At 42.1% G+C, this 24,775-nt stretch carries 17 protein-coding genes, 1 tRNA gene and 1 pseudogene; 17 read left to right on the plus strand and 2 right to left on the minus strand.

Annotation, left to right across the window (positions count from 1 at the left end):
* Positions 1-79: 79 nt before the first annotated feature.
* The 12 genes and pseudogenes from AC1DM9_RS21840 (at position 80) to AC1DM9_RS21895 (ending at position 12,696) form a co-directional block, all read left to right on the plus strand.
* Entirely contained in the window at positions 80-238 is a 159-nt protein-coding gene (locus AC1DM9_RS21840) for a hypothetical protein (protein ID WP_477509258.1), read from the plus strand.
* Between the two features lie 205 nt (positions 239-443).
* Positions 444-1,382, plus strand: coding sequence for a phage/plasmid replication domain-containing protein (locus tag AC1DM9_RS21845; protein ID WP_477509257.1), 939 nt, complete (start codon positions 444-446; stop codon positions 1,380-1,382).
* Between the two features lie 259 nt (positions 1,383-1,641).
* Positions 1,642-2,931 (plus strand): hypothetical protein, encoded by a 1,290-nt coding sequence (locus AC1DM9_RS21850; RefSeq protein WP_477509256.1) that lies wholly within the window; start codon positions 1,642-1,644, stop codon positions 2,929-2,931.
* Positions 2,932-2,959: 28 nt separating this feature from the next.
* A complete protein-coding gene (locus tag AC1DM9_RS21855; protein ID WP_477528211.1) occupies positions 2,960-4,426 on the plus strand; it encodes a DUF5677 domain-containing protein in 1,467 nt (488 codons plus the stop codon).
* Positions 4,419-5,522 (plus strand): hypothetical protein, encoded by a 1,104-nt coding sequence (locus AC1DM9_RS21860; RefSeq protein ID WP_477509254.1) that lies wholly within the window; start codon positions 4,419-4,421, stop codon positions 5,520-5,522. Before AC1DM9_RS21855 ends, AC1DM9_RS21860 begins: the two co-directional genes overlap by 8 nt.
* 214 nt (positions 5,523-5,736) lie before the next feature.
* Complete coding sequence (locus tag AC1DM9_RS21865; protein WP_475775611.1) at positions 5,737-6,903, plus strand: DUF4317 family protein; 1,167 nt, start codon at positions 5,737-5,739, stop codon at positions 6,901-6,903.
* A 135-nt stretch (positions 6,904-7,038) separates the two neighbouring features.
* Positions 7,039-7,549, plus strand: a pseudogene (gene sigK, locus AC1DM9_RS21870) (RNA polymerase sporulation sigma factor SigK); the annotation flags it as partial.
* A gap of 373 nt (positions 7,550-7,922) precedes the next feature.
* Complete coding sequence (locus AC1DM9_RS21875; RefSeq protein ID WP_477509253.1) at positions 7,923-8,837, plus strand: phosphotransferase; 915 nt, start codon at positions 7,923-7,925, stop codon at positions 8,835-8,837.
* 464 nt (positions 8,838-9,301) lie between these two features.
* Complete coding sequence (locus tag AC1DM9_RS21880; protein ID WP_477509252.1) at positions 9,302-10,213, plus strand: sensor histidine kinase; 912 nt, start codon at positions 9,302-9,304, stop codon at positions 10,211-10,213.
* A 1-nt stretch (position 10,214) separates the two neighbouring features.
* Complete coding sequence (locus AC1DM9_RS21885) at positions 10,215-10,910, plus strand: response regulator transcription factor (RefSeq protein ID WP_477509251.1); 696 nt, start codon at positions 10,215-10,217, stop codon at positions 10,908-10,910.
* Between the two features lie 102 nt (positions 10,911-11,012).
* Positions 11,013-11,939, plus strand: coding sequence for an ABC transporter ATP-binding protein (locus AC1DM9_RS21890; protein ID WP_477509250.1), 927 nt, complete (start codon positions 11,013-11,015; stop codon positions 11,937-11,939).
* Between the two features lie 10 nt (positions 11,940-11,949).
* Positions 11,950-12,696 (plus strand): ABC transporter permease, encoded by a 747-nt coding sequence (locus AC1DM9_RS21895; protein WP_477509334.1) that lies wholly within the window; start codon positions 11,950-11,952, stop codon positions 12,694-12,696.
* A 229-nt stretch (positions 12,697-12,925) separates the two neighbouring features.
* Here AC1DM9_RS21895 and AC1DM9_RS21900 read toward each other — a convergent pair whose 3' ends face one another.
* On the minus strand, positions 12,926-13,840 hold the full coding sequence (locus AC1DM9_RS21900) for a ketopantoate reductase family protein (RefSeq protein WP_477582189.1): 915 nt from the start codon (positions 13,838-13,840) through the stop codon (positions 12,926-12,928).
* A gap of 149 nt (positions 13,841-13,989) precedes the next feature.
* Here AC1DM9_RS21900 and AC1DM9_RS21905 point away from each other — a divergent pair, with 149 nt between their 5' ends.
* Positions 13,990-14,580 (plus strand): TetR/AcrR family transcriptional regulator, encoded by a 591-nt coding sequence (locus AC1DM9_RS21905; protein ID WP_477509248.1) that lies wholly within the window; start codon positions 13,990-13,992, stop codon positions 14,578-14,580.
* A 284-nt stretch (positions 14,581-14,864) separates the two neighbouring features.
* Here the strand turns inward: AC1DM9_RS21905 and AC1DM9_RS21910 are convergent, their stop codons facing one another.
* The gene (locus AC1DM9_RS21910; RefSeq protein WP_477509247.1) at positions 14,865-15,716 is read right to left on the minus strand and encodes a helix-turn-helix transcriptional regulator; all 852 of its coding nucleotides are present in this window, start codon (positions 15,714-15,716) and stop codon (positions 14,865-14,867) included.
* A gap of 175 nt (positions 15,717-15,891) precedes the next feature.
* Between AC1DM9_RS21910 and AC1DM9_RS21915 the strand changes: the two genes are divergently transcribed.
* From AC1DM9_RS21915 to AC1DM9_RS21930, 4 genes are all read left to right on the plus strand, one after another.
* Positions 15,892-17,280, plus strand: coding sequence for a family 4 glycosyl hydrolase (locus AC1DM9_RS21915; protein ID WP_477509246.1), 1,389 nt, complete (start codon positions 15,892-15,894; stop codon positions 17,278-17,280).
* Between the two features lie 246 nt (positions 17,281-17,526).
* Positions 17,527-17,600 (plus strand) — tRNA-Ala (locus AC1DM9_RS21920).
* A 316-nt stretch (positions 17,601-17,916) separates the two neighbouring features.
* Positions 17,917-18,306 carry an endo-1,4-beta-xylanase gene (locus tag AC1DM9_RS21925; protein WP_477582323.1) on the plus strand — a complete coding sequence of 130 codons (390 nt, stop codon included), beginning with the start codon at positions 17,917-17,919 and terminating at the stop codon, positions 18,304-18,306.
* Between the two features lie 328 nt (positions 18,307-18,634).
* Complete coding sequence (locus AC1DM9_RS21930) at positions 18,635-24,730, plus strand: endo-1,4-beta-xylanase (RefSeq protein WP_477528046.1); 6,096 nt, start codon at positions 18,635-18,637, stop codon at positions 24,728-24,730.
* The last annotated feature ends 45 nt before the right edge of the window (positions 24,731-24,775 follow it).

The following is a 24,775-nucleotide window of genomic DNA, read 5'->3' on the forward strand; positions in this document are numbered from 1 at the left end:
GATGTGCCCTCACCAAAGTTTAGAGCTAAACTCTCCTTCTTCTCTGTCGTATAGGTTTACTGAAGGAGAATGAAACCAAATGAACACACAATCAGAGTATGTCGGCAATCAATCTTTGCAAGAAGCTTTTGAAGCTGTTTTAACGGCTCTACTTCGCTCTGAAGTAATTCAAGTAGACATTGATAAATGCAACGCTTCACCTCCCAACTTGGAGGATAGTGTCACAAAGAATGATTGACTGGTCAAGTTTTTATTTGGTCATTCATTTTAATTATTTTCCGTTCCTTTATCCCCCCCTATAGCTAGGAGTTTCCTTTATTTCTAGCTATGGAATGCGGGGATAGTGATTTCTTTACGACATTCCCCTGAATCGATGTTGCGGGGATAAAGTCTGTAACACTAAAGAAAACTTATTCAATATTGAAAAGATAGGATAGGATACTATGATCGACACTGTAAAGATGACAGGTGACTATCAAATAGTATATGAGCTATTAGATAGAGCACCTTGGACAAATAACTATGTCTATGAGAATAGAACTGATAATGGCATGATTGGAGAGATATATGAATACAAGAAGAAGGGTGAAACGGTCAGACTTAAGTACAATCAAAATACGGAGAAAATGACCGTAGAAGTATCTATTCCTAAGTTTCTATTTGGTCATAATGTACGCATGGTCAGTGACATGGATATTAGTCGCTTCTTCCAACGCTTGAATGATTACCTTAGGAATAAATTCTACGCTTACCCTAAGCACGAGTCGTATTATTGGAAGATTCAACGAATGGACGTGTGCTGGAACTTTCAAGTAGGCGAGGCGGTTAGGGATTACATACAGGCGTTCTCTCATATCCATATTCCCAGATATTCTACTTGCGTATATGGCGACGGGGAAACGGTCGTATGGCAGAACAGAAGTAAACGTATGAGTTTCTATGATAAGCAACAAGAAATTAAAGCTCATAAAGGGTCACCTGAAGTCATTGAGCAGTCGCTTGGAATACTTCGGTTCGAAGCAAATATTACTGATAAGAACTTAGTGAGGTATTCGCAGAACCGATGGGCGGGGGAACTCATTAAGGAGTCTGTCGCTAAAGATATGATATTCAAGCACTTGCATCGATTGGGAATAGATAATCACTTAACTGTATCCAATCGTAGAGAAGTTGCGACTCGACTAATTAGTGAATATGGAGAGAGTAAAGCGTGGCAGCTTCTGGGGTTTATAGAATACAAAATGTTATTCGGTGATCAAAGTATAAATCAACCGTCTAAAACTACCTATGATAGGCGTATTAATAAATTGGTAAGACTAGGTATAGCTTCTATATATTCAGATAAGGAATTGCCCCCATTAAATCTCAATGAAATAATATGAGCCGCTTGCCATTCAATAATGGAAGTGGCTTCTTTTATTGTTGAGTGTCCCAGAAAGCTGAATTTCCTTAGTCTTGCTTTCTCTCTATGGGATCAGAATTGGTGCATGGTGCGCACACAAAATAGAAAAACGAGTGTGCACCATGATGCAACAAAACACGGATTTTCAGGGCTTTCTTAAATGTAAGGAAACATTTGGTAGCAGCAACAAGGTGTTTTAACTTACAATATAAGTATGGTGAATCTGTAGGGGTGATAGAGTGAAGCTTTTTAATTTTTCGGAGCCGATTGAATTCGAGGATTTAATTCCTGGTACACATAATAGATGGGGGAATGATGCCCTTCTATTTAGGATAAATAAAGGGACAGGGAAATTGTCCACTAAGTACGGGACGGATAAAAGTGGCGAGACATACGGATTTTTGTTACTAGATAATAAACCATTGATAAACAGCTACGGAGAAGAACTGTACTGTCCGACATGCGCTAAGATTTTAAGTATTGGGCTAGGTAGAGAGAAAGTTGATCCGAGCATTGTTGATACAATTAAATACTCACAAGAACTAAAAAATGATTTAGCTTATACTTTTGAAAATGTTAAACCTATGCTTTCCATTTTAGAAGATGGATATTACTTGCTTACACGTATAGAGATGATTCCAACTGATGGTGATGGTAATTTTTTTTGGAATTTACCCGAATCTAAGAAACTTTATAAAGCAACTGCGGACGTATATTATAAATTTCATGTTAGCTCGGGCACTCCAAAGTTCATACTTCCTTCTCAGAGTGTTAATTGTTTGAATGAGGAAAGGGTTAATTATTACTTAGATCAGATAAAGTACGGTAAAACCATGACAGGACTTGCTTATTATTATGAGGGGTTCATGAGCACATTATTAGATGGACACCATAGAGCAACCGCAGCTTATATAGAAAATAAAAGTATCGATTGTTTAACAATAATAAAAGTTACAGGATTCGGATTCAATCAAGACAAAAAGCCAGATAAAATTTATGCTGGCGGTGAAATATATGATCTTAATTTATTTAGTAAACCCGAGAGAATTCATAAATATCTTAAAAAGTTATTTGATTCGAGAAAATCGAAACTTGAGGTTCAAGAGGTTGAGGAAATCCTTAATGATTGTCAGAACGTTTGGGCACATAGGGCAACTCCCAAAGGTAATGATTTTGGTAAGAGGATTTACCCTGATTATTTGTCAATTGCATTTTCTGATATGGCGGGAGATGTTTCAGATGAACGAATCATTGAAATTATGGCTGGGCGGGATGATGATGCTGAGTTTGAGTTAGAGATGATATTTAAGAAGCTGCAATTGCAAGATCCCAACAAAGCTTTCGAACTGTCAAAGAGAATTATCAATGATGCGAATTGGAAGGTGCTAATTGAGGAAGCTTTTCGTTATTTAGCATCAATAGACAGTACGGAAGTTGAAGATATATTTATTAAATATTTAATAGATACTGATTACGATTCAAAGGATATATGCAGAAAGATAGCAGACGAATACTTAAATAATAGATAATCATTATAACGATTGTGATGTGATAGGTATGGATAAGCAATTCAGCAAACTCTCTGATCATACATTCAAAAAAGGAGTATTATATACACCATTTAATAGCAGTCTAGGAGATCAACTTTCTCTATCTCCATGGGCTATTGAGTGGTTACCTGAATATTTATGGTTAGCATTGATTCTAGAGCAGTATGGCAGGGAAGATGGACTAAATATAGTTGGCAGGATTTCAGGGGAATTATCGAAGATAGATAAGGAATTGTGCATTCCTATGCTATCGAAAATTTTTGAGCTAGAACCCAAAAAACAGCGGATTTTTTATGAAGTAATATGTAAATGGGCTACTAGGGATGTATTATCCCCTCTAACAATAATATACCGTACAGACAAACATGCTCTCTTTTATGAGTATTTTTCAGACTTCGAAACATCAATAGATGATAAAACCATTACCCTTCAAAATGTAATTGATAAAAATCTATTCCATCAAACAAATGAAGCTACAGATATAAGGTTTCTAATTTTATGGTTTAACGTTTTCGCTGAGCGAATTCATTTTGCTAGAGGGATGGAAATAACAAAGGCATTAGTTGAGTATCCTAAACTATCTCATGACCATCTAGAAATGAGATTGTATCGCCCGTTAATTAGATCATCTGAAATGGCTTTAAGGTTTAGAGAAGGTAACGGAGATTTTCCAAAACAATTTTGGCATAGTCTTGGGTTATTAACAAAGTGTAGATCTTTTATTATTGATTATGGTGAACAGGTAGGTGGAAGTGTGTCTTTTTTAGAGGATGCCGTTAATACGATCGACTACTTAATGTCTAATAACAAAGAGTCACTACTCACGGATGAAAAATTTTCTGTCTGCTTGGGTATCGCAACTTATGCACTGAAGATTTATAAAGAAGTGCTCGAAAGTCGAATTGGAGATGGAATCTTAGGTAGAAATGCCTTAAGGACTATTACAGAAGTGTATGTGACTTTGAAATACATGTCATTAAAAGAACAAGACCAACCAGATATATGGAAGGCTTTTAAGGAATACGGAATAGGTAAGTATAAATATGTAATTCTCAAAGCTAGAGAAGTTGAACCAGACCTCGAAAAACACCACTTTGCCCTTCCTGTACTAGAAGCATTGCTTAACGAAGATAAAGGTGAAGAATTCACTAATATGGACACAAGGCTATTTGATAATCAAAATGTAAGAAAGAAATTTGAAGCCATTGGTGAAAATGATCTTTACGATCTTTATTATGAATATGATACTAACTTCACTCATGGACTGTGGGGGGCTATTAGAGAAAGTGCAATGATTTTCTGTAATAATCCTTCTCACAAGTATCATACTGTTCCCGATATTACTTTTGAGCAGAAACTTAGAAGCGTGGAACATGACTGTGAGTATGTTCTGAAGAAACTATTTAATCAGTTATCTTCATTTTATGAATTTCCAGACTTCTTTAAAGATAAGTATGGTGGTCTAGATGATTGAATTGAAGCCGATCATTAAGATTCAAAAGGAATATTTAGACCTGATAAGTAAATATGTCGATTGCATAATGGATGAAGAAATCACAAACAATGAACTGGCATATTTCTTTGAGGAAGTATCACTTTTTTGGCGTAGAAAACATGAGATAATTGACTTTTTTCTAAAGAAGATAAGTACGGATGATAAATGTAGTTTTCTTGCTGGAGCAATGTATATTGATCTGAAAAATGATGGGCACTATGAATTCGCACCTTGTGGGAAATATCGTATTTTTACAGATCCTGTCTCGAAAATGAGAACTTTCTTTTTAACCGAAAGCAGCGCGATTAAACAAAAGAGAGTAAGGGAGTACTTAGTCAAGGTTGTAAATGATTGCATAAATGTCCTGTCAGAGTACTCGAACTATTTCATAGTTCTACCTTTGGATGATATCTTTTCGGAAGATCAAGAAGATCGAATGGCCTTTTTGAAGAAAAGCTCTTATTCGTTTATCTCAAGCCTTTTTGTTAACCCCTGTGCGACAGAGGAAGAATTTTTAGATAAATATCATTCCCTTAAGGAGATAGAACAAGATATCAGAGCAGATTTACTTGATAATTTAATCCTCAATGATAAGAGTGATGTCTCTATTTCTCTGCAAGAACGAATTGAAAAGAATTTAAATGATACTCTGTCTCTTGATGTTTTAAGACAAAGGATGGGGGATGCAGAGATTTTTTTAATGGCAATAGGGCAGTTTTTCATGCAAATCATGGATATTATTCTAATAGCGTATTCATACAAATTAATACCCTTCATTAGATCAGATGTAGTATTTAATTATTTATTAATTACGTATCCTATGATATCTGAAGAAAAAGTAGCTGTTACACTCTTAGAACAGACTGCCATAGCTTATATGTTTCAAAAGATGTACGGGAATTATGATTTTTCCTCCATCACATTCTCTGATTTTTATACCCATGTGTCCGAGAATCGTATTATTGATTCTGTGATTGAAAAGTCGCGGAGTAATGGGGAAAGCGTTTTTGATTTACAAGTCAGTGAAATTGCTTCGCTAATAAAAGAAGAATGTTCATTATTTTTACCAGCATAATTAAGAAAACAAAAAAGCCACTATTAGTGGCTTGGTGAAGGGCACATCATATTCATTTGTTCACACTGTCTACTCAACACATATTGAGTGTGTGGCTGTGTTGGTTTGGAACGGAACTGAAGATAAGTAACATTAACAGCCCTTCTAGCGAAGGGTTGTTATATCGTTTATACTGATAAAACCAATTTACTTCTTAGGAGTTGTCTAGCGAATCATGATAAAGAAAGAAGTCGCGCATATACGCAAGCAATTTAAGCTGGATCACGATATGATGAATATTAACGACATTCTCAACGTGTATATTATGAAGGATAGCAACGAGGTCTATCATTGGGAGAGCCAGGCGTTTGCTCTGGTGGATAGAGAGAAGCAGGAGTTGTATATGGGGAATTTCAAAAAACTGCTGACCGGAGAATTGGATCAGAAGTTGTTCGAGTTGAAGTTTCAGGAGGAAGCAGAGGATCCGACGCGAGTGATACTTCATCAAGGTTTGGCGACAGGCAATCCTGAAGAATGGAAGGACCTGATGCTGCTGTTGGTGGATAAAATGTTGGTGGATGCCAAGTATGAACAGGATACAGTAGTCACGTTCGTTCGTGGACAGTATTTCCGGCCGACCAAGGGCAGAAATGAAGAAGCTGAAGAGAGCGGGAAGGACGAACTGTTCGCGCATCCGTTCATTCTATGCAGCGTGAATTCCACGGAGAAGCAAAAGAAGACTCTCTTGTTCGATTATGTGGAGAGGGAATTTAAGTACAATGTCATTGTAGATCCGATTATCAAGTTAAGTTCGCCGGAGCACGGGTTCTTTTACCCTAGCGTGACGGATAACTATTCCGATGTGAACCGCATTCTGTATTGTACGGCAAAATCGAATTATCCAGATCCGCACTTCATCGGACAGGTCTTAAATGCCGAAAGATCCATGACGGCAATGGAAGAGAGGGCTATTTTCGAAGACATCGTGAAGGAAGTGGTGGGCGAACAACTCGACGTAGCCACTCTCGCACAGGTGTACGAGGAGATCCACCAAGTAATCGAAACCAACGAAGATAAAGAAGAACCCCCGAAGTTGGATTATAAAGATGTGGAACGTGTGCTGACAATAAGCGGCATAGATAACGTGACGACGGATAAAGTGGAACGCGCGTTTCAAACGATCGTCGACGATAGGAACTATGAAATGAAGGCAAGCAGCGTTATGCCGAAATTCACTTCAAAATCGATTAAGATCGATACAAAGGTAGCCTCGATTTCGGTCAGCCCGCAGGATTTAAAGTATGTGAGACAGGTGAATTATCAAGGGAAACGATGCATCCTGATTGAGATCGACGAAGATGCCGTAATCGAAGGATTTACGCTCAGTACAGAGACGTTATAGACTCAGTTGACAGCGTTGGTTGATGCGGTTGCAGTCTTTGAATAGGTCGGCGCATAATGTGTTCTTGGGGGAAAGAAAATATTTTAAGGGGACGAGCTGGAATGTGTTGACGTTTGGTTTACATCAGGTTGTGTCCACAACGTCAAAAAATTCGACAATACTGGGGAGGATCTCGAGGACTTGATCTCGATCGGGACGATCGGATTGATTAAGGCGATCGAGAGCTTCCAAACCGGGAAAGGGACGAAGCTCGCTACATTTGCTGCTCGTTGTATCGAGAATGAAATACTTATGCACCTTCGGTCTTTAAAGAAGACTAGGAAAGACGTTTCTTTGCATGATCCAATTGGAACGGATAAGGAAGGCAATGAAATTACGTTGATCGATATCCTCGGTACTGAAGCGGATGATATCGTCGATAAGGTGCAGTTGAAAATTGAAAAGTCGAAGATATATAAGAATTTGGATATACTTGATGACCTTGAGAAGGAAGTTGTCATCGGGCGCTTCGGGCTGGAGCATGGCGGGGATGAGCGGACGCAGCGGGATTGCGAAGGAGCTTGGGATTAGTCGGAGCTATGTGTCGCGGATAGAGAAGAGAGCACTCATGAAGCTTTATCATGAGTTTTATAAGGCGAAGCGGTGATAATGATCTGAGCTCTAATATTAAATTTGATCTTATCGTATGTAGTAGTGAGACCAGATGTTATTTCAATAAATGCAACCAAATGGCAGAAATGTCGTTTGGTTTTTTACTGTTTACACACTCATGTGGAGTGCTTAATATTGATGATTCTGAAACAATAATTGAGATGTGACGGTGCGGCTCAAAGGTATTGATTGTAATGATATGATCGTGTACGCTTAGGTACTGGTATTAAGCGAACGGGCAGTTTAGCGGAACAAGACGGTTAGATTGTTCTCAAACATAATATTAAATCCATGGTATGATGTGTGGGAAATGGGTCAAGGTTAGGTGAGCAGATTTTCTGTTTTTGCGAAGGAGGAGATAAAGGGATATGGAAAGTTCGAATCAATGGGATGCAGAATGGGAAGTATCAGAAGAATTGGCTTATAAATTAATAAGCAGTCAGTTTCCGCAGTTAGCTACAAAAAGTGTAAAAAAACTAGGGCATGGCTGGGATAACACTGTTTTTCTTGTCGGGTCCGAATATGCATTTCGCTTTCCAAGAAGAGAAGTTGCAATTAATTCTTTAAGGATGGAAGGAAAGATACTGCCTAAGCTTAAAGATTATTTTTCCATTGCATATTCGATACCACTATTTTTTGGGGAAGGGGATTATAATTATCCTGCACCCTTCCTAGGCTACCCCTATTTATCCGGAGAGTTTCCAATTGGATTAACTGACAAGCAACGAGCGCTATCAGCAACAACGCTCGCGCAATTTTTAAAAAGCTTACATGCATTCCCTGTGCAAATTGCCCAAGAAAATGGAGCTCAATATGACCATAGAAATCTGACTGATATTGCGATGCGTAAGAAGAAGATACATAAATTCATTTCCGATCTTGCCCTTCATTTCAGTGAAGAAGAGTATCATGCAATATCAAATTATTTGGAACAGCTCAGAACTGAAAGAGTGAATCAAAAGTATGTATTCCTTCATGGTGACCTTCATTTTAAAAATATACTGGTAGATGAGAATGGAAGAGTTTCAGGGATTATCGACTGGGGAGATATCAATATAGGACATCCTGCTTGTGATTTGAATGTTGTGTATAGCTTTTTACCTCCGGATGCGCGTTCTGACTTTTTCAAAGAATATGGGGATGTAGATGAAGAAACGAAGATCTTATCTCGATTAATTGCCATATATATTCCCATTTTGATAATGATGCAGGCAATTGATGATAAAGATGAAAGGTTGGTTGATGAAGCAAAAGCAAACATAAAACGTGCTCTTTCAGATTAAGAAATGTCATTCCGCTAACGTGGAACGAAAGTTGAAGAAATCGCCTTATCATAGGTGATCTTTTTCTTTATGTATCTAAAAAAAACTTACGATAATAGTGCCTTGATTCATCGCAATATTACGTACTCCAGTCATGTGGAGTGCTGTGTGTTGTTGGTAAGAATTTAGCAGCTAAGAGCCACATTTTCCTGCAAGTTGAAGCCCGGCAGTATACTGCCTGGGCTTTGTTTGTATCTATGGATATACATGTACTGTATAAACTATTATTATGTGGTTTATTGCTTTAATGGTACCTTCTTGAGACAATAATTAGTGTATAAATTTGAATGTTGTCGAAATAGAGCGTTATTGAAGGATATAATTATAAATTATTGAATATAGTCTTCAAGTATAAATTTCCAAGAGTTAGAGAGTTGAAATACAGGAGAACGAGATGGTTCAAGTGTCAGAAAGGAAGTGATTCTATGTTTTATATTATTTTAATCGTCATACTGGCTGCTTTAATCATTCAATCCGTTTACCTTGTGTATTACAAAAACCAAATTAAGGATATCGGCAACCAATTATCTTTTATATCAGACCATCATTCATTCAAAATGATACAAACACAAATTAAGCCAAAAGAAATTCATCGGTTAATCGATTTATGTAATGCAATGCTTCGTGATCAACGAAAGTTGAAGCAAGATTTTATCGAACAAAAGGAAGAAATCCACGCGACCATTATGAGCTTGTCCCACGATATACGAACCCCGCTGACTTCACTTGACGGCTATCTGCAATTGGCGGAACGATCCGAGTATCTTAAAGAAAAAACAGAGTATGTTAGTCTGGCACAGACTAGAATGAAACAGATTATTACACTTGTTGACGAGCTGTTCCTATATACGAAACTGAAAAACCCAGATTACATCTTGGAGCTTGAGCCAGTTGATGTGATAAAAGTGTTAAATAAACGTCTGTTTACCTTTATCGACGATTTTTTGCGAAGTGGCTATGAACCAAACATCTGCATGGTGGAAGCACCGCTATTTATAGTAGGAAATGAAAGTGCGTTGGAAAGAGTATTTGAGAATGTGATCAAAAATTACTTTATGCATAGTGAAGGTGCTCTAAGCATTCGTTATGAGGAGAAGCAGGACGAGGTTTTGTTTCATTTTTCCAATGTACTGAAGCGAAATCATCTGCTGAGCCTCGACAACATATTTACTCGCTTTTACAAAGCAGATCCGTCGCGTACGAACCAATCTTCAGGACTGGGACTTTTTATCGTGAAATCACTGATGGAGAAAATGAATGGTTATGTGCAAGCTGACCTGAACGATGAGCAGTTTTGCATCAGCTTAGCTTTTAAGAAAATCGTAAAGGAGAGTTGACGTGTACAATGACACGCACCACCTCAAAATTCTAATTGTCGAGGACGACGTGCATATCAACAATATTATTTATGATGTGCTTCGAAAAGAGAAGTTTCAATGCACGCAAGCGTATTCTGGCAGTGAGGGAATCATGAACGTCACTCATCGCGAGTATCAGCTTATTATTTTGGACCTCATGCTTCCTGGCTTCTCGGGGGAAGATTTTATGCATCGGCTAAGAATAGAATTAAGCTCTGACACACCAGTTATAGTTCTATCAGCCAAGGACAAATTAGATAATAAATTAAATCTGTTTAAGTTGGGAGCCGCTGATTATGTCACGAAACCGTTTGAGGTGGAGGAATTGCTTGCCCGAGTTAATGTACATGTCAAACGAACCTCCCGAACGGATTCTGCCACTCGCTATCGTCATAAAAATCTACTTTTAGATACCGGAACGATGAACGCTAGCGTCAATCAAGCAGATTTGAAACTTACAAGACAGGAATACAAGATCCTTGAGCTGCTGCTTAAGAATCCTACCCGAGTGTTTACAAAGCAGGATCTGTATGAGCTTGCATGGGAAGATATATACATAGGTGAGGACAAAACCATTACCGTTCACATTAGCAATATTCGCAATAAAATCAAAAGGGTTGACGATGAGGCTTATATTGACACCATTTGGGGCATTGGTTTCAGGCTGGCACCATAGGGAGTGCCTTAAACCGGCCCTAATCTTCTTTGAACTTTCTTAATCTTTTATTGACGATATGTTAGCTTCTTTTTGTTATTTTATTGACAAGGAGGTGCGAATATGGCTGAAGCAATTATTGAAGTAAGTCAATTAACCAAACAATTTAAAGGGAAAACAGCAGTGCGTAAGGTAGAGTTTAAAATAGGTAAAGGTGAAATCTTCGGTTTGATAGGCCAAAATGGAGCGGGAAAATCCACCTTGCTAAAGATGATTGCTGGATTGATATCCCCGACTTCAGGAGAAATTAAATTATTTGATCGTCCAGTGAAGGATAATCACCCTTATTTTGAACGAATAGGCGTACTCATTGAAAATCCAGGGTTATATCCCCATCATACTGCCTATGAAAATTTGGAATTAATCGCAATCTCTTATGGATTGACTAATCGGAAAGAGCATATTAACAAGCTGCTGAAGCTTGTCGGATTGGAAGGTTCGAACAAGACCAAGGTGAAAAATTATTCAATGGGCATGAAGCAAAGGCTTGGAATTGCAGCTGCATTAATTGGAAGCCCAGATGTCTTGATTTTGGATGAACCGATCAACGGTTTGGACCCGCAAGGAATTTCTGAGATTAGAAATATGATTTTGGAATTGAATAAAACGGGAATGACCATCATTATTTCAAGTCATATTTTGGAAGAGTTATCGAAAGTAGCGACGCAATATGCAATCGTACATCAAGGAGAAATCATCGAACACCATTCAAGGGAGCAACTGCTGCTTCAATGCGAAGATCGTATTGAAATAGAAGTGGATAAAGCAAGCTCGGCTGTTCCCATCTTAGAACAAAAATTGCATATTAATCATTACAAAGTCATAAATGAGCGTATGGTGTATGTATATGATGCTCATCTTGAGAACCAACATATCATCAAGACCTTAGTTGAAAGCGGCATAACTGTTCATTCGATTATCAAGCATAAACAAAGCCTAGAACAATATTTTTTGGCACGGATAGAAAGTGAGGGTGGGAGCCGTGATTAATATTCTCAAAATGGACTTTCACCGTTTTAAATCAAATAAAATGATTTATATATTACTGTTAATTTTTTTTGCTTTTCAAATATTCGGTATATTTATGTTGGGAAAATACGAGCAGCCCGGAGAAAGTGGGGATATGCTGATCAGCTCGATGAACGAAAGTCAGTTCATCCAAGTCATGATGTCTCAAATCCCATTGTGGCCGCTGATTTATATTGCTGTATTTGTTGTTTACTTCTATATGAGTGAACATAACTCTGGGTTTTATAAAAATTACATTTCCATGAAGCGTGCGCGGATGTACACTGTTATTTCAAAAATATTAATTGCAGGCCTATTCACTTTGCTTACATTTATTGTCATGATCGTTGCGGATATGATCGGAAGATCAATTTTCTTTGATCATGCAATGATTGGAGATGGGGGTTATTTTGCGAAATTGTTGATCGGCCAATTTTTACTTCATTGGGCATTTTCAATTGTAATCTTATGCATCTCCATCATTAGCAAAAGCTTGATTACTAGTATTGTAGTTGGATTTGTTCTATCGTTGAATGTTTTTGGAATGATTGTAACTGTCTTGGAATCCATCATTGATGGCGTTCATTTGTCCTCTTTCTTAATAGTTAATACGATCTTAAGCGCAAGAGATTTTGATAATATAAATGATCTTGTTCATGTAGCTAGCGTGTCGATTGTTTTCATAGTTATATTTTCATTTATAGCCATCAGATATAAGATCAAAGAGGATCTGAAATAGTATTTAGGGCTGTGCAATTAGCAATGATGGGAGGACGAACTGGTTGGTTACACTCCCCAACAAAAAAGTGAATACTTGAAGTTAGGTGTGCTGTTGGTCAGGGAGTAGTGTTTTGGAGCCATGTTTACCTGCTTTAATAAATAGATACTTTGCCCGAAGCTTCTAAAGTTCGGGCTATATTTGTTATACCCAAAGTTTTTTATGATATGGAATTTTCAATAGCTTTGTGTTATTCATTGTTTTCAAATGCCACAGTAAGACGTGGTAAAGGTATACCTAACTTTTTTGCTTCTCTCACAACTTCAACTACCGCAAAGCCTGCTTTACTATTGTTGTATTCGATGAAAAGTCGTGGTAAGCTGCCCTTCGCAAAAATAATCTTGTTAAAAAGCGTACCGAGAAGTGCTGGTGGAATCTTCGTTAACAGTAAAGAAATCTTATCAATCTTTGCACCTCTTGCTTTAAGCACAGGGCTAATTTCCCTCATATTCTTACCAACATTTGCGAATGAGTCACTATGATTCATGAGTGCTGGAAAACTTCCCAGTTTTAACACCTCGGTCTCTATAGCCGCATTCATGGCAAAGTGATTCCATAGCCAGTTTTGCATATCCTTTATCCAAGTAATTTTAAAATGGGCACTTTCAAATAGTTCTTTGACCTTATTGTTAATATGTTCAGTGCCTATCCGTGGTTTTTCCAGAAATAGCATTTTCAAAAAGCCACCCCTAAGCCTATTGTCCGCGATGCCGCCGCCGCCTCCTGGGAAGCCAAAGACAACATTGTTCATAGACAATGGTGAGATCGATGATTTCAAATCTTGCCACACGTTATTAAATATTAGGACAGGGGTGTTTCCAGCAGCTGTCGATAGTAATTGTGCTGCTTTTGGAAGTTGTTCCGTGTTGACACTCACAATAATGAGATCATAATTTGGGCTCATCTCCTCATGCAGCTTGACGTTCCAGCTTTCTTTTATTAGCTGTTTCCCTCTTCGTGCGTCCCACATTTCAAGCTCTATGTTGCTTCCGAAGGTTTCTTTTCTCCCTTTTCTAACGTAAAACTCAACTGTATGCCCTGCCTTTTCAAAAGCCCAGGCATATTGGGTCGATATTACACCTCTACCGAAGAATAAAATTCTCATATTGCCTCCTAAAAATATATATTAATCCTTGTTATTGATCAAACAACGTGTTGTATAATGTTATTGTATAGACTCACTATACGCTCATCAACCATCAGATTTTTAATATTTGTCGTATAATCGATTGAACAGACAAATGGAGGAAAATAATGAAAAAGCAACCTGAAATTACGGACAAAACAAGGCAAACATTTATAAATGTATTCTGTGATTTATATAGCAAAAAACCAATTGAAAAAATATCCATTCAAGAGATTGCTAACCAATCAGGATATAATCGCAGTACATTTTATCAATACTTTACGGATATCTATGAGTTGTTGGACTGCGTTGAAGAGCGTGTCTTGAAATCCATTAACGAGGAAATGGCAGGCAGAGAGTTTTCTACACATACTTTCCAAGATGCACTTCAATGCTTGGAAAATGCAGAGGAAATTTCAGTTCTTAAAGCCCTCTTGGGAGACTATGGTTCTGTTCATTTTATTGAACGCCTGAAAAGAGAAATTCCCTTTGAGAGATTGATTGTGGACTTTCCAACAAATGATGTCTTAGCACCATACATAATTGAGTTTTACATATCAACATTAATATCTACGTTTCGCCTTTGGATACGAAACGGCAAAGATCTATCGTCGGAAGAATTGGTCAAGTTGGTAGATAGCCTATTTGCAAATGGGATAACACCGTATCATATCTTTGGCACGGTCAATCCGCGGCGCCTTGATTCGAATAAAAAGTAAGGGGACGAGGAGAAAGAGAATGAGGGACTTTAATACCGGCTCATCTTGCCATTTGGCGGGTACCATTGGCGCATTCTTGATATACAGTTTTATGATCTATAGTGGTTTTTTCAGGGTTAGATGCTGATAAAGGATCCCCATCTTATCAATTTATTGATGATATTCATATAAATTACGCTCGAACCTCAGCGATCGCTATCGGGTTAATGAGAAACAAGTTATTTACGTGCCTGAGCAGAAACGGGAGACAAAAAGCTGTTAAGGGCATGTCCTCTGACAGCTTTTTACTCGAACTTTGACGGTGCAACGTTATAGTATTTTTTAAAAGATTTCGAAAAGGTAAACGGATCAGGATAACCCAGAAGGTTAGCAATTTGTTGAATCGTATATTTCTTTTCGTTCAAATATTCTCTCGCCCTGTTCATTTTAATCTGGTAAATATATTGTCCCGGAGTAATGCCCAAGGCTTTCTTGAAATAAGTAATAAAATATTTTTCTGATATGCCTACAAACGCTGCAAGCTCTTTTATTTTAATAGATTTGTGAAGGTGGTTATTAACGTATTTGAACACTGGCTGCAACACGTCCAAATTGCTCTGTACTTTTCTTGACGTTCTCCCATTCAGAAATGTGCCGGTATATTGGCCAAGCCCGTGGAGTTCAATAATTTTGGCAATAACGGCCGTCAGACAAGCCTTTAAATATAAACGGTTCCCAGGTATGCTTCGTAATAGATTCGATTGCGTAAAGGCTTTGCCGAACAAAATGGCTTCTTCCCGGATCAGCTCTTGCGGTATGACCCCCGAGAGCTGAAAATCGTTTAGAATTCGTTGTTGTTTGCCGATTTCAAAATCGAAATGAATGTAAATAAACCGGCATCCCTTATCACTAGCTGCTGCCATATAGGGAACCCCTGGGTAAAAAAAGACCACATCTCCCGGGTTTGCTGTATGTTCAAAACCATTGATAGTAATGGTAACGATTCCCGATTGAATGAACCAAAGATCATAGTCGGTGTGTGCCTTGTGTTCAATCCATTTCGTGTCGTGGGTAAGCTCAAAGAAGGATTTCATTCGAAGCGAGATCAATTCCGACAATTCATTGAGAATCCCCATATCCGTCATATTCTTATCCATTGGCATCCCTCTACATTCCTCAACCAGAAGACATTGCTCATATTATTTTAGTATATCACTGGATTTGTTAATCACAAATATTCGTACTATTTGACATGAAAGTGAAACTATCTCATATTCTACTTTTAAACCATTCTCCTATAATTAGGTTATAACCAGTTAGGAGGACTTGATCATGATGGATTCGAATGTTTCACAACCGAAGGTAGTTATCATTGGGGCTGGGAGTCTTTTCTTTGGGCGGCAGTCAATCTGGCAAATGGTTCACTCTAAATATTTGAATAACGGAACACTTTCTTTAGTAGATACTGATGAAGAAAAACTATCCAAGATGGTAAGGCTCGCTGAAATGGTTGCAAAGGAAAACAATGTATCTCTTAAAGTGGAAGGCTCGACGAATAGGAGACAGGTATTGAAGGGAGCGGATTTCGTCGTTCTCAGCTTTGCTGAGGATACCGTCAAATACCGTGGCATCGATTGCCAGGTTTCTTTAAAATATGGAATTCGGATGTGCTCTGGGGATACCATCGGTCCAGGCGGAATCTTCAGGGCAATGAGAGAGCTGCCAGTCATTATGGAATGCGCTAAAGACATTGAGGAACTTTGTCCGGATGCGTGGGTAATCAATTACATCAATCCATCTACCGTCCATGGGATCGCGTTAAGCCGATATGCGCCGAAACTTAAATCCTTTGCGCTTTGCGACTCCCATCACATGCCGAACAAGAAAGCTTACTACGCGATTCGAGCGGGTATCATTCAGGATCAAAGTGAATTCAATGAGGAGATCGATCGGAGATTTGATTTCCGCGTTGCCGGTGTCAATCATTTCACCTGGCTGCTTAAGGCGGAGTATGACGGAAAGAATGTTATGGCTCCGATTGCCGAGGCATTAAGGAGGTCGGCAGGAACGGAAAACAACGGTGGGGATAGAGGAGCAAAGGCACTTTATAACGATGCAATCACTTATGAACTTTATAACATTTTCGGGTATATTCCAACATGTACGGCCCATACCAAAGAATATGTCCGGTATTGGCAGGGGCTTGGCAAGAAGGAAGACGTCATCCCGCCTTTATCGATTTGGGAAACGGAAGACCGGTATAAACGGCATGAGGAAATGTGGCGGCAAGTGGATGACTTCATCTCAGGGAAAAATCCTATCGCCGATTATATGAAATCTTTCGGACCCGATCACGCTACGGATATTATCGAAAACATGGTGGGGAATTTGAACAAGCGGTTCTTTATTAATACGCTCAATAACGGTGCTGTGACCAACATGAATAACGACTCGTTCCTTGAGTTGTTAAGCGAAGTAAGCATGGACGGAATCAAACCGCTTCATATGGGTGAAATGCCGAGGGGAATCCGGGGCATGCAGGAGCTGGTGCTGGATACGCACGAACTGACTGCGGAGGCTGTTGTGGAACGGAGCTTCACGAAATTGAGAAGAGCGATGATGATCGATCCGCTTGTGAATTCCATACATGATGCGGATTTAATTATTAAAGAGTTGTTGGAACAGGAAAGGGAGATCATCCCCGAATATTGGTACGAGTAAACAAGTACGGCAAACATACAATCTGAATGCCTAAACAATATTTTCAAAACAATAGACTTGAAATAGCTCATGCTGAAATTGCATGAGCTATTTTTATTAGGTTTAACTCAGTTGGGAGTACGAGATGGTTGGTTACACTTCCCTAAAAGTAAGACGAAGTAAGGCGAAGAAATAACACGGGGGATTAGCTCGGTTGGGAGAACACCATTACCAGTTTAACACCCATAAAAGTTAACAACTAAATATGGGGCTATAGTTTAGGGGGGAAATAGGTCGCTGGCAGCGATCAGTCGGCGGTTCGATTCCGCCTAGCTCCACCATACCTTATCATCAGAACGGCAGAGATGCCGTTTTTTTTTATTTTATTTTGTGCTTGGATATTTCAAATCCCTAACTGAGAACATTTGAACAGTTTAGGTATGTATGCTGAAATTCAGCAATTATTTTACATAATTACTAAAATGAAATCAAATGCTTGGTTCTTTGTAACGTCACACATGCTGAGTGGACGTGGTACTAGAGGTGTAGCTAACATGCTGATCAGTAACTCTGCCGCAGTTTATCGCTAATACTGAGGCTCTTAGGGAGCTTGGGGTTGGCGATGGTGAAGAGGATCCATTAGAAGCATACACGGAAATTCAAAGCGCGATAGACAATGACCTAAAAATACATGGGCATACGCTCGTCTGGGAAAGCCAAACGATTCCGTGGCTGAACAACGCTAAGATCTCCGACTCCGACCTGACTCCGTCCAACCCAGGACTGACCGCGGCTGGGGCGTATACGAACATGAAAGACTATATTAACGCGGTTCTCACGCATTTTAGCAAGTTCAACAAGAGCAGCATGCAGAACATCATCTCGTGGGACGTCGTCAACGAAGTGATGTTGAAAAAAGCATTCGATAAGGCTACCGAAAACAACCGCACGAGCGAGAACGCGTACGATCCGAGTGCCTCCTCACTCGCACCGAATCGGCAGTTATCCTGCAACGGATTTGGAGTAAATAAAGGTTTCATTAACTAATAATGAGGATGGCGATGAGGTTGTTTCTGCGCCATCCTCATTTTGTTGTGGTCTGTTACAGCCTTCATATTTTCCAAAATGAAATAGCAATAACTACTGAATTATGTTCATTTATGAGATATATCCTTTTATTTGTATTTAGCTTGTGGTTCATAAGTTCGGATCTAATATCTTCTTTAATTTTTATAGTAGAATCTCTACTTCGTTAGGTGCCGCCCTATTAAAACGCTCATTATAATTGAAGATACGGGAAGGAGAAGTCATTCAACATCAAGATTGAAAGCGCTTTAGGTAACATCAAAATCCATTATAGGGGGAAGGACATCAAATGAGTAGACGCTTCAAACAGCTATTGCTGTCACTGTTAGCCGCTGCACTGTTAGTGCCGCAATTTTGGTATGCTCCAAATGCGAATGCAGCGAGCGCAACGATACCTGTCATCCTGTACCATGTAATCACCGATAATCCATCCGGAGATTATCAATACAGCACAGCCAACTTCAAAAAACAAATGAAGTATCTGAACGATAACGGCTATACCACCGTATCCGCGGAACAGTACGTCGACATTATCGTGAACGGGGCAACCGCTCCTTCGAAACCGATCCTGCTGACGTTCGATGACGCGACACCGGACTTTATTACAAACGCGCTTCCAGTATTGACGCAGTACAATATGAAGGCGGTATCTTTCGTCATCCAGGACAATATCGGTTCTTGGGGAATGACGCTGAGCCAATTGAACACGCTGAAAAACAACCCGAACATCAGTCTTCAAAACCATACAAAGACGCATGATCAAGCTGTATGGACGACTAGCATCACCAAAGCGACCGCGGCCGCGGAAATCCAATCCGCTAATACGTTCTTGAAAGGAATTACCGGCAAAGATCCGATCCTTCTTGCCTATCCTTACGGCAACTACAACGCGGACGTAAAAGCAGCCGCGACGGAGAACGGAATTAATGTCGGTTTCAAAGCCTGGAGCGGCGATGACGACGCCTTGGCGATGGGACGTATTCTCATTAAGAAAGACGATACTTTAAATACCTTCGCAGCCGCGATCGGCGGACCTACGCCTCCGTCACCGGAAGCGATCGGGAACGTCGTCGTTTCGAACGACTTCGAGAACGGCACGCAAGGATGGTTCAAGCGTGGTACCGAGACTGTAACGGCTTCGAACAATGCCGCTCAGAGCGGAACCGGCAGTATCTTGGTGCAAGGAAGAACGGACAACTGGAACGGCCCGGGCTTTAACCTCGCCGCCACCGGCATACTGAACAAGGAATCAGTTTACGAGCTTTCCGCATGGGTTAAACTCAAAGAGGGATCGACCGGCTCCGAGACAATCCAATTCGGCGCTCAACAGACTGGGGCATCCAACGAGTACCTGAATCCAGGCTCCGCGGCAACGGTAACAGCAGACGCATGGGTACAAGTCAAAGGCGAGTATACATACGACATGAACGCCAATGCCCTGCAAGTCTACTTACAGAGCAGCAGCAGTAAAACCGCTAGTTTCTACGTCGACGATTTCCAAGTGAAAGTCGTCAAACCGGCCGTTCTTGTCGAGAAATTCGAAAACGGCAAAAATGGGTGGACCGGCAACGGCGCTACGGCGACCGTAACGAATGCCGTACACCACTCCGGCTCGAACGCGCTTCTCGTGACGGAACGTGCCCAAAATTACCACGGCCCGAGCCTAGTGTTGACGGATACGCTTGAAAAAGGCGCGGATTACGAAATTTCCGCCTACGCCAAGCTGGATACCGGAGCGGCTTCGACGCAGCTAAAGGCATCGATTGAGCAATCCGGATTAACCGGCAACGACCAGTTTAAGCAAGTAATCGAGTTGACGACGGTCACCGACGGCGCTTGGGTGAAACTGAGCGGTACTTATACATATAACAGCGCCGCTACGGGAATTAAACTCTACTTCGAATCCGAAGACGCCGGTAAAAATACTAGCTTCGCGATCGACGACATCGTCATTCGCCAGACAAGCGCAGCTTCTCCTCCAGGATTCCTCGTCCTGTCCCAAAGCTTTGAGGATGGTCAGCTCGGCGGTTGGACGGATCTGGGATGGAACGGCACCGGTACTGCGGTAGTATCGTCCGACTACGCATCCGAGGGAACGAAATCCCTTCTGTATAAGGTCCGTTCGGACAGAAAGAGCGCCGTATCGCTTAATTTGACCAGCAAGTTGGTATCCGGTCATAAATACGATATCTCGTTCAAACTCCGGTCCGCTCAAGGAACCGATAACTACCACTTAGGCGCAAAAGTCAAATCCGGCGGTACGGATAGCTACCCATGGATTATCCAAAACCAGGTCGTTACGAACTCCGTCTGGAAGACATTCGAGGTGAAAGGCTACGAAGTACCAGCCAACACGACCGAATTCCTAGTGTGGATCGAAGCGAACAACTACGACTCAGACGAAACCGCCACGGCGAAAGCCGACTTCTATATGGACGAATTCGTAATCAAAGACGTTACGCCTGGCGCCGAGCCTGCTAGAACACCTGCAGTGCCATTCAATACCGTAACGTTCGAGGATCAATCGAATGGCGGCTTTGTCGGCCGCGCGGGAACGGAAACGTTGACCGTTACGAATGAAGCCAACCATACCGACAACGGTTCTTATGCGATGAAAGTAGCAGACCGCACCGACTCTTGGCACGGTCCGACGATTCGCGTCGAGCAGAACGTAGACAAAGGCAGCGAGTACAAAGTAACGGCATGGGTCAAGCTGATCTCGCCGACCAGCTCGCAGCTTCAGTTGTCCACGCAAGTCGGCAACGGCAGCACCGCCAGCTACAATACCATACAAGCAAAAACCGTGAGTGCTGCAGACGGATGGGTGAAGCTTGAAGGCACCTATCGTTACTCCAGCGTAGGCGACGAATTTTTGACCATTTACGTCGAGAGCTCCAGCAACAAGACTGCTTCTTTCTACATCGACGATATCAGCTTTGTGAACACGGGCTCAATCCCTATCTCCGTACAAAAAGACTTGACGCCAATCAAGACAAAGTATCAAGACGATTTCTTGATCGGCAACGCGGTATCCGCGGCGGATTTCGATGGCACTCGCCTGGAGCTTCTCAAATTGCATCATAATGTCGTAACGGCGGAAAACGCCATGAAACCGGATGCGACACAGGCGGTGAAAGGTACTTTCACTTATGCGGATTCGCTAGTCGATAAAGCGATCGCCGCAGGGATGAAAGTACACGGCCATGTGCTCGTATGGCATCAGCAGACGCCTGCGTGGATGACTACTTCGAACGGTTCACCTTTGAGCCGCGACGAGGCACTCGCCAATATGAGAACGCACATCCAAACGGTTATGACGCACTACGCTGACAAATACGGCAACAATTTGATTTCTTGGGACGTCGTCAACGAAGCGATGAACGACAATCCTTCTAATCCGACGGATTGGGTTGCTGCCCTGCGCACCTCTCCTTGGAAAACGGCGATCGGTAACGATTACGTGGAGCAAGCGTTCTTAGCGGCAAGAGAAGTGCTGGACGCAAACCCGTCTTGGGATATCAAGCTCTATTACAACGATTACAACGATGATAACCAGAACAAAGCTACGGCCATTTACAATATGGTGAAAGAGATCAACGACAAGTACGCACTTACGCATCCGGGCAAGAAGCTGATCGACGGCGTCGGCATGCAGGCGCATTATAACGTCAACACGAAGCCGGACAACGTTAAAGCGTCGTTGGAGCGGTTTATTTCCTTGGGCGTTGAGATCAGCATTACCGAGCTGGACATAACGGCCGGCAACGGCGGCACGATCACCGAAAAGGAAGCAATCGCGCAAGGCTACTTGTACGCGCAGCTATTCCAAATTTACAAAGAGCACGCCGCGAATATCGCCAGAGTCACCTTCTGGGGTCTGAACGACGCGACGAGCTGGAGAAAAGAACAACCGCCGTTGCTCTTCGATAACAACCTGCAAGCGAAACAAGCCTATTACGGCGTTATCGATCCGAGCAAGTTCATAGCGGAGCACCCGCCGGCTTCGGCAACCGCTAGTCAAACTTCCGCTAAATACGGTACGCCGGTCATAGACGGAACCATTGACGCGATCTGGAGCGATGCGCCTGAAGTCTCGATCAACAAGTTCCAGATGGCATGGCAAGGTGCACGCGGTGTAGCCAGAGCGCTCTGGGATGATCACAACCTGTATTTGCAAATCCAAGTTACTGATAATGCGGAACTGGACAGTACTAGCCCGAACGCGCATGAACAAGATTCCGTCGAAGTGTTCGTAGACGAGAATAATGGTAAGACAGCTTCCTATCAATCGGATGATGGACAATACAGAGTAAACTATATGAACCAGGCAACTTTTAATCCGTCAAGCAAAGCAGCCGGTTTCGAGTCAGCCACCTCTCTTTCCGGAACGAACTACACGGTAGAAATGAAAATACCGTTAACATCGATCACGCCGGAAAACAACATGAAGCTAGGCTTTGACGTGCAAATCAACGACGGTAAAAACGGTGCTCGTCAGAGCGTTGCCGCATGGAACGATTTGACCGGCCAAGGTTATCAAGACACGTCCGTTTTTGGAGTGCTTACGCTTTTCGGTAAGAATTCTCCTGCAACGACACCGGCGGCGCCTGCGAACGTAACGGCTTCTGCCGTGAACGCTAGCTCGATCAAGTTGAATTGGAACACCACTTCAGACACGAGCGTAACGTTCTCCGTCTATCGTGGAACGTCCGAATCCGGTTCTTTCACGGTAATCGCTTCCGGCGTACCGGTTTCCGAATTCACGGATACGGGTCTGGAGGCTTCAACGAAGTACTACTACTACGTGAAGGCAGTTAAAGGGGAATTGGTGTCGGATGCATCCACAGTTGTGACTGCAACGACGATTCCTCTGGTTGTAACGCCTCCTGAGGAGGTTTTGGCGGCACCTACGGGATTGACGGCTGATGCTCAAAGCCAATCCTCAATCAGGCTGAATTGGAACACCACTTCAGACACGAGTGTAACGTTCTCCGTCTATCGCGGAACGTCCGAATCCGGTTCTTTCACGGTAATCGCTTCCGGCGTACCGGTTTCCGAATTTACGGATACGGGTCTGGAGGCTTCAACGAAGTACTACTACTACGTGAAGGCAGTTAAAGTGGAATTGGTGTCGGATGCATCACCAGTTGTGACTGCAACAACGAGAGCCGCTTCGCCTCAGACCGGTACAGACACGCCTCCTCCGGTGACTGAACAACCGGTTGAAAACGGCCAGATCACACCAAAAGTTACCGTGAATAACGGTAAGGCATCGTCCAACATCTCTGCCGGCAATCTGCAGAAAGCGTTCGATCAAGTTGTAACTAACGCTGCAGGCAAGAAAAAAGTTACGATCGACATTCCTGCAACAGCAGGCGCAAATTCATACGACGTGCAATTGCCGCTTCAAAGCCTGAAAGATTCCGGATCGACAGTACTTGCGATCAAGACGGTGAACGGCACGGTCGAGCTTCCTGGCAACATGCTGGCAGGCACGAACGTCGGCAGCTCCGAGTTCGTATCGGTTCGCTTGGGCAAGGTCTCGACAGAAGGACTCAGCAATGACGTCCGCCAGCAAATCGGTAACCATCCGGTCATTAGCCTCGAAGTTTTGGCAGGCGACTCCGTTGTCGCTTGGAACAACCCGAACGCGCCTGTAACGGTATCCGTACCTTACACGCCGACGGCTGAAGAGCTAAGCAACCCGGATCACATCATCATCTGGTACATCGAAGGCAGCGGCAAAGCGACACCTGTGCCGAATGCCCGCTACGATGCAGCAAGCGGTACGGTCAAATTCTCGACGACTCACTTCAGTATCTATGCGGTTGCGTTCGTCGTGAAATCGTTCGGAGATCTTCAGTCCGTACCATGGGCGAAGAAAGCGATCGAAGCGATGGCATCTCGCGGCATCATTAACGGCACGAGTGAGAACGCGTACGATCCGAATGCTTCCATCAAGAGAGCGGACTTCCTGTCGCTGCTCGTTCGCGCATTGGAGCTTAAAGGTAACAATGCTTCCGTAACGATGTTCTCCGACGTGGATTCCTCCGCATACTACTACGATGCGGTCAAGATCGCTGCGCAGCTCGGCATCATTCAAGGCACGGGCAGCAATCTGTTCGATCCAAACAGCAAGATCTCGCGTCAAGACATGATGGTCATCGCGGCGCGCGCGGCGAAAGCCGCAGGCAAAGCGTTGCCGACAGGTGGCACTTTGGATGCGTTCAGCGACGAGGCATCGGTAGCTTCTTACGCGAAAGACAGCGTTGTAGCACTGGTCAATGCCGGTATCGTGCAAGGATCAAACGGCATATTGGCGCCGAACAGCTCTCTCACTCGCGCCGAAGCGGCAGTTATCCTGCAACGAATTTGGAGTAAATAAGAGTTTCAGATAGCCTAAAGAGGCTGCTCTGCAGATTGAATCTTG

This window comes from Paenibacillus sp. 01T431 (assembly GCF_056398625.1).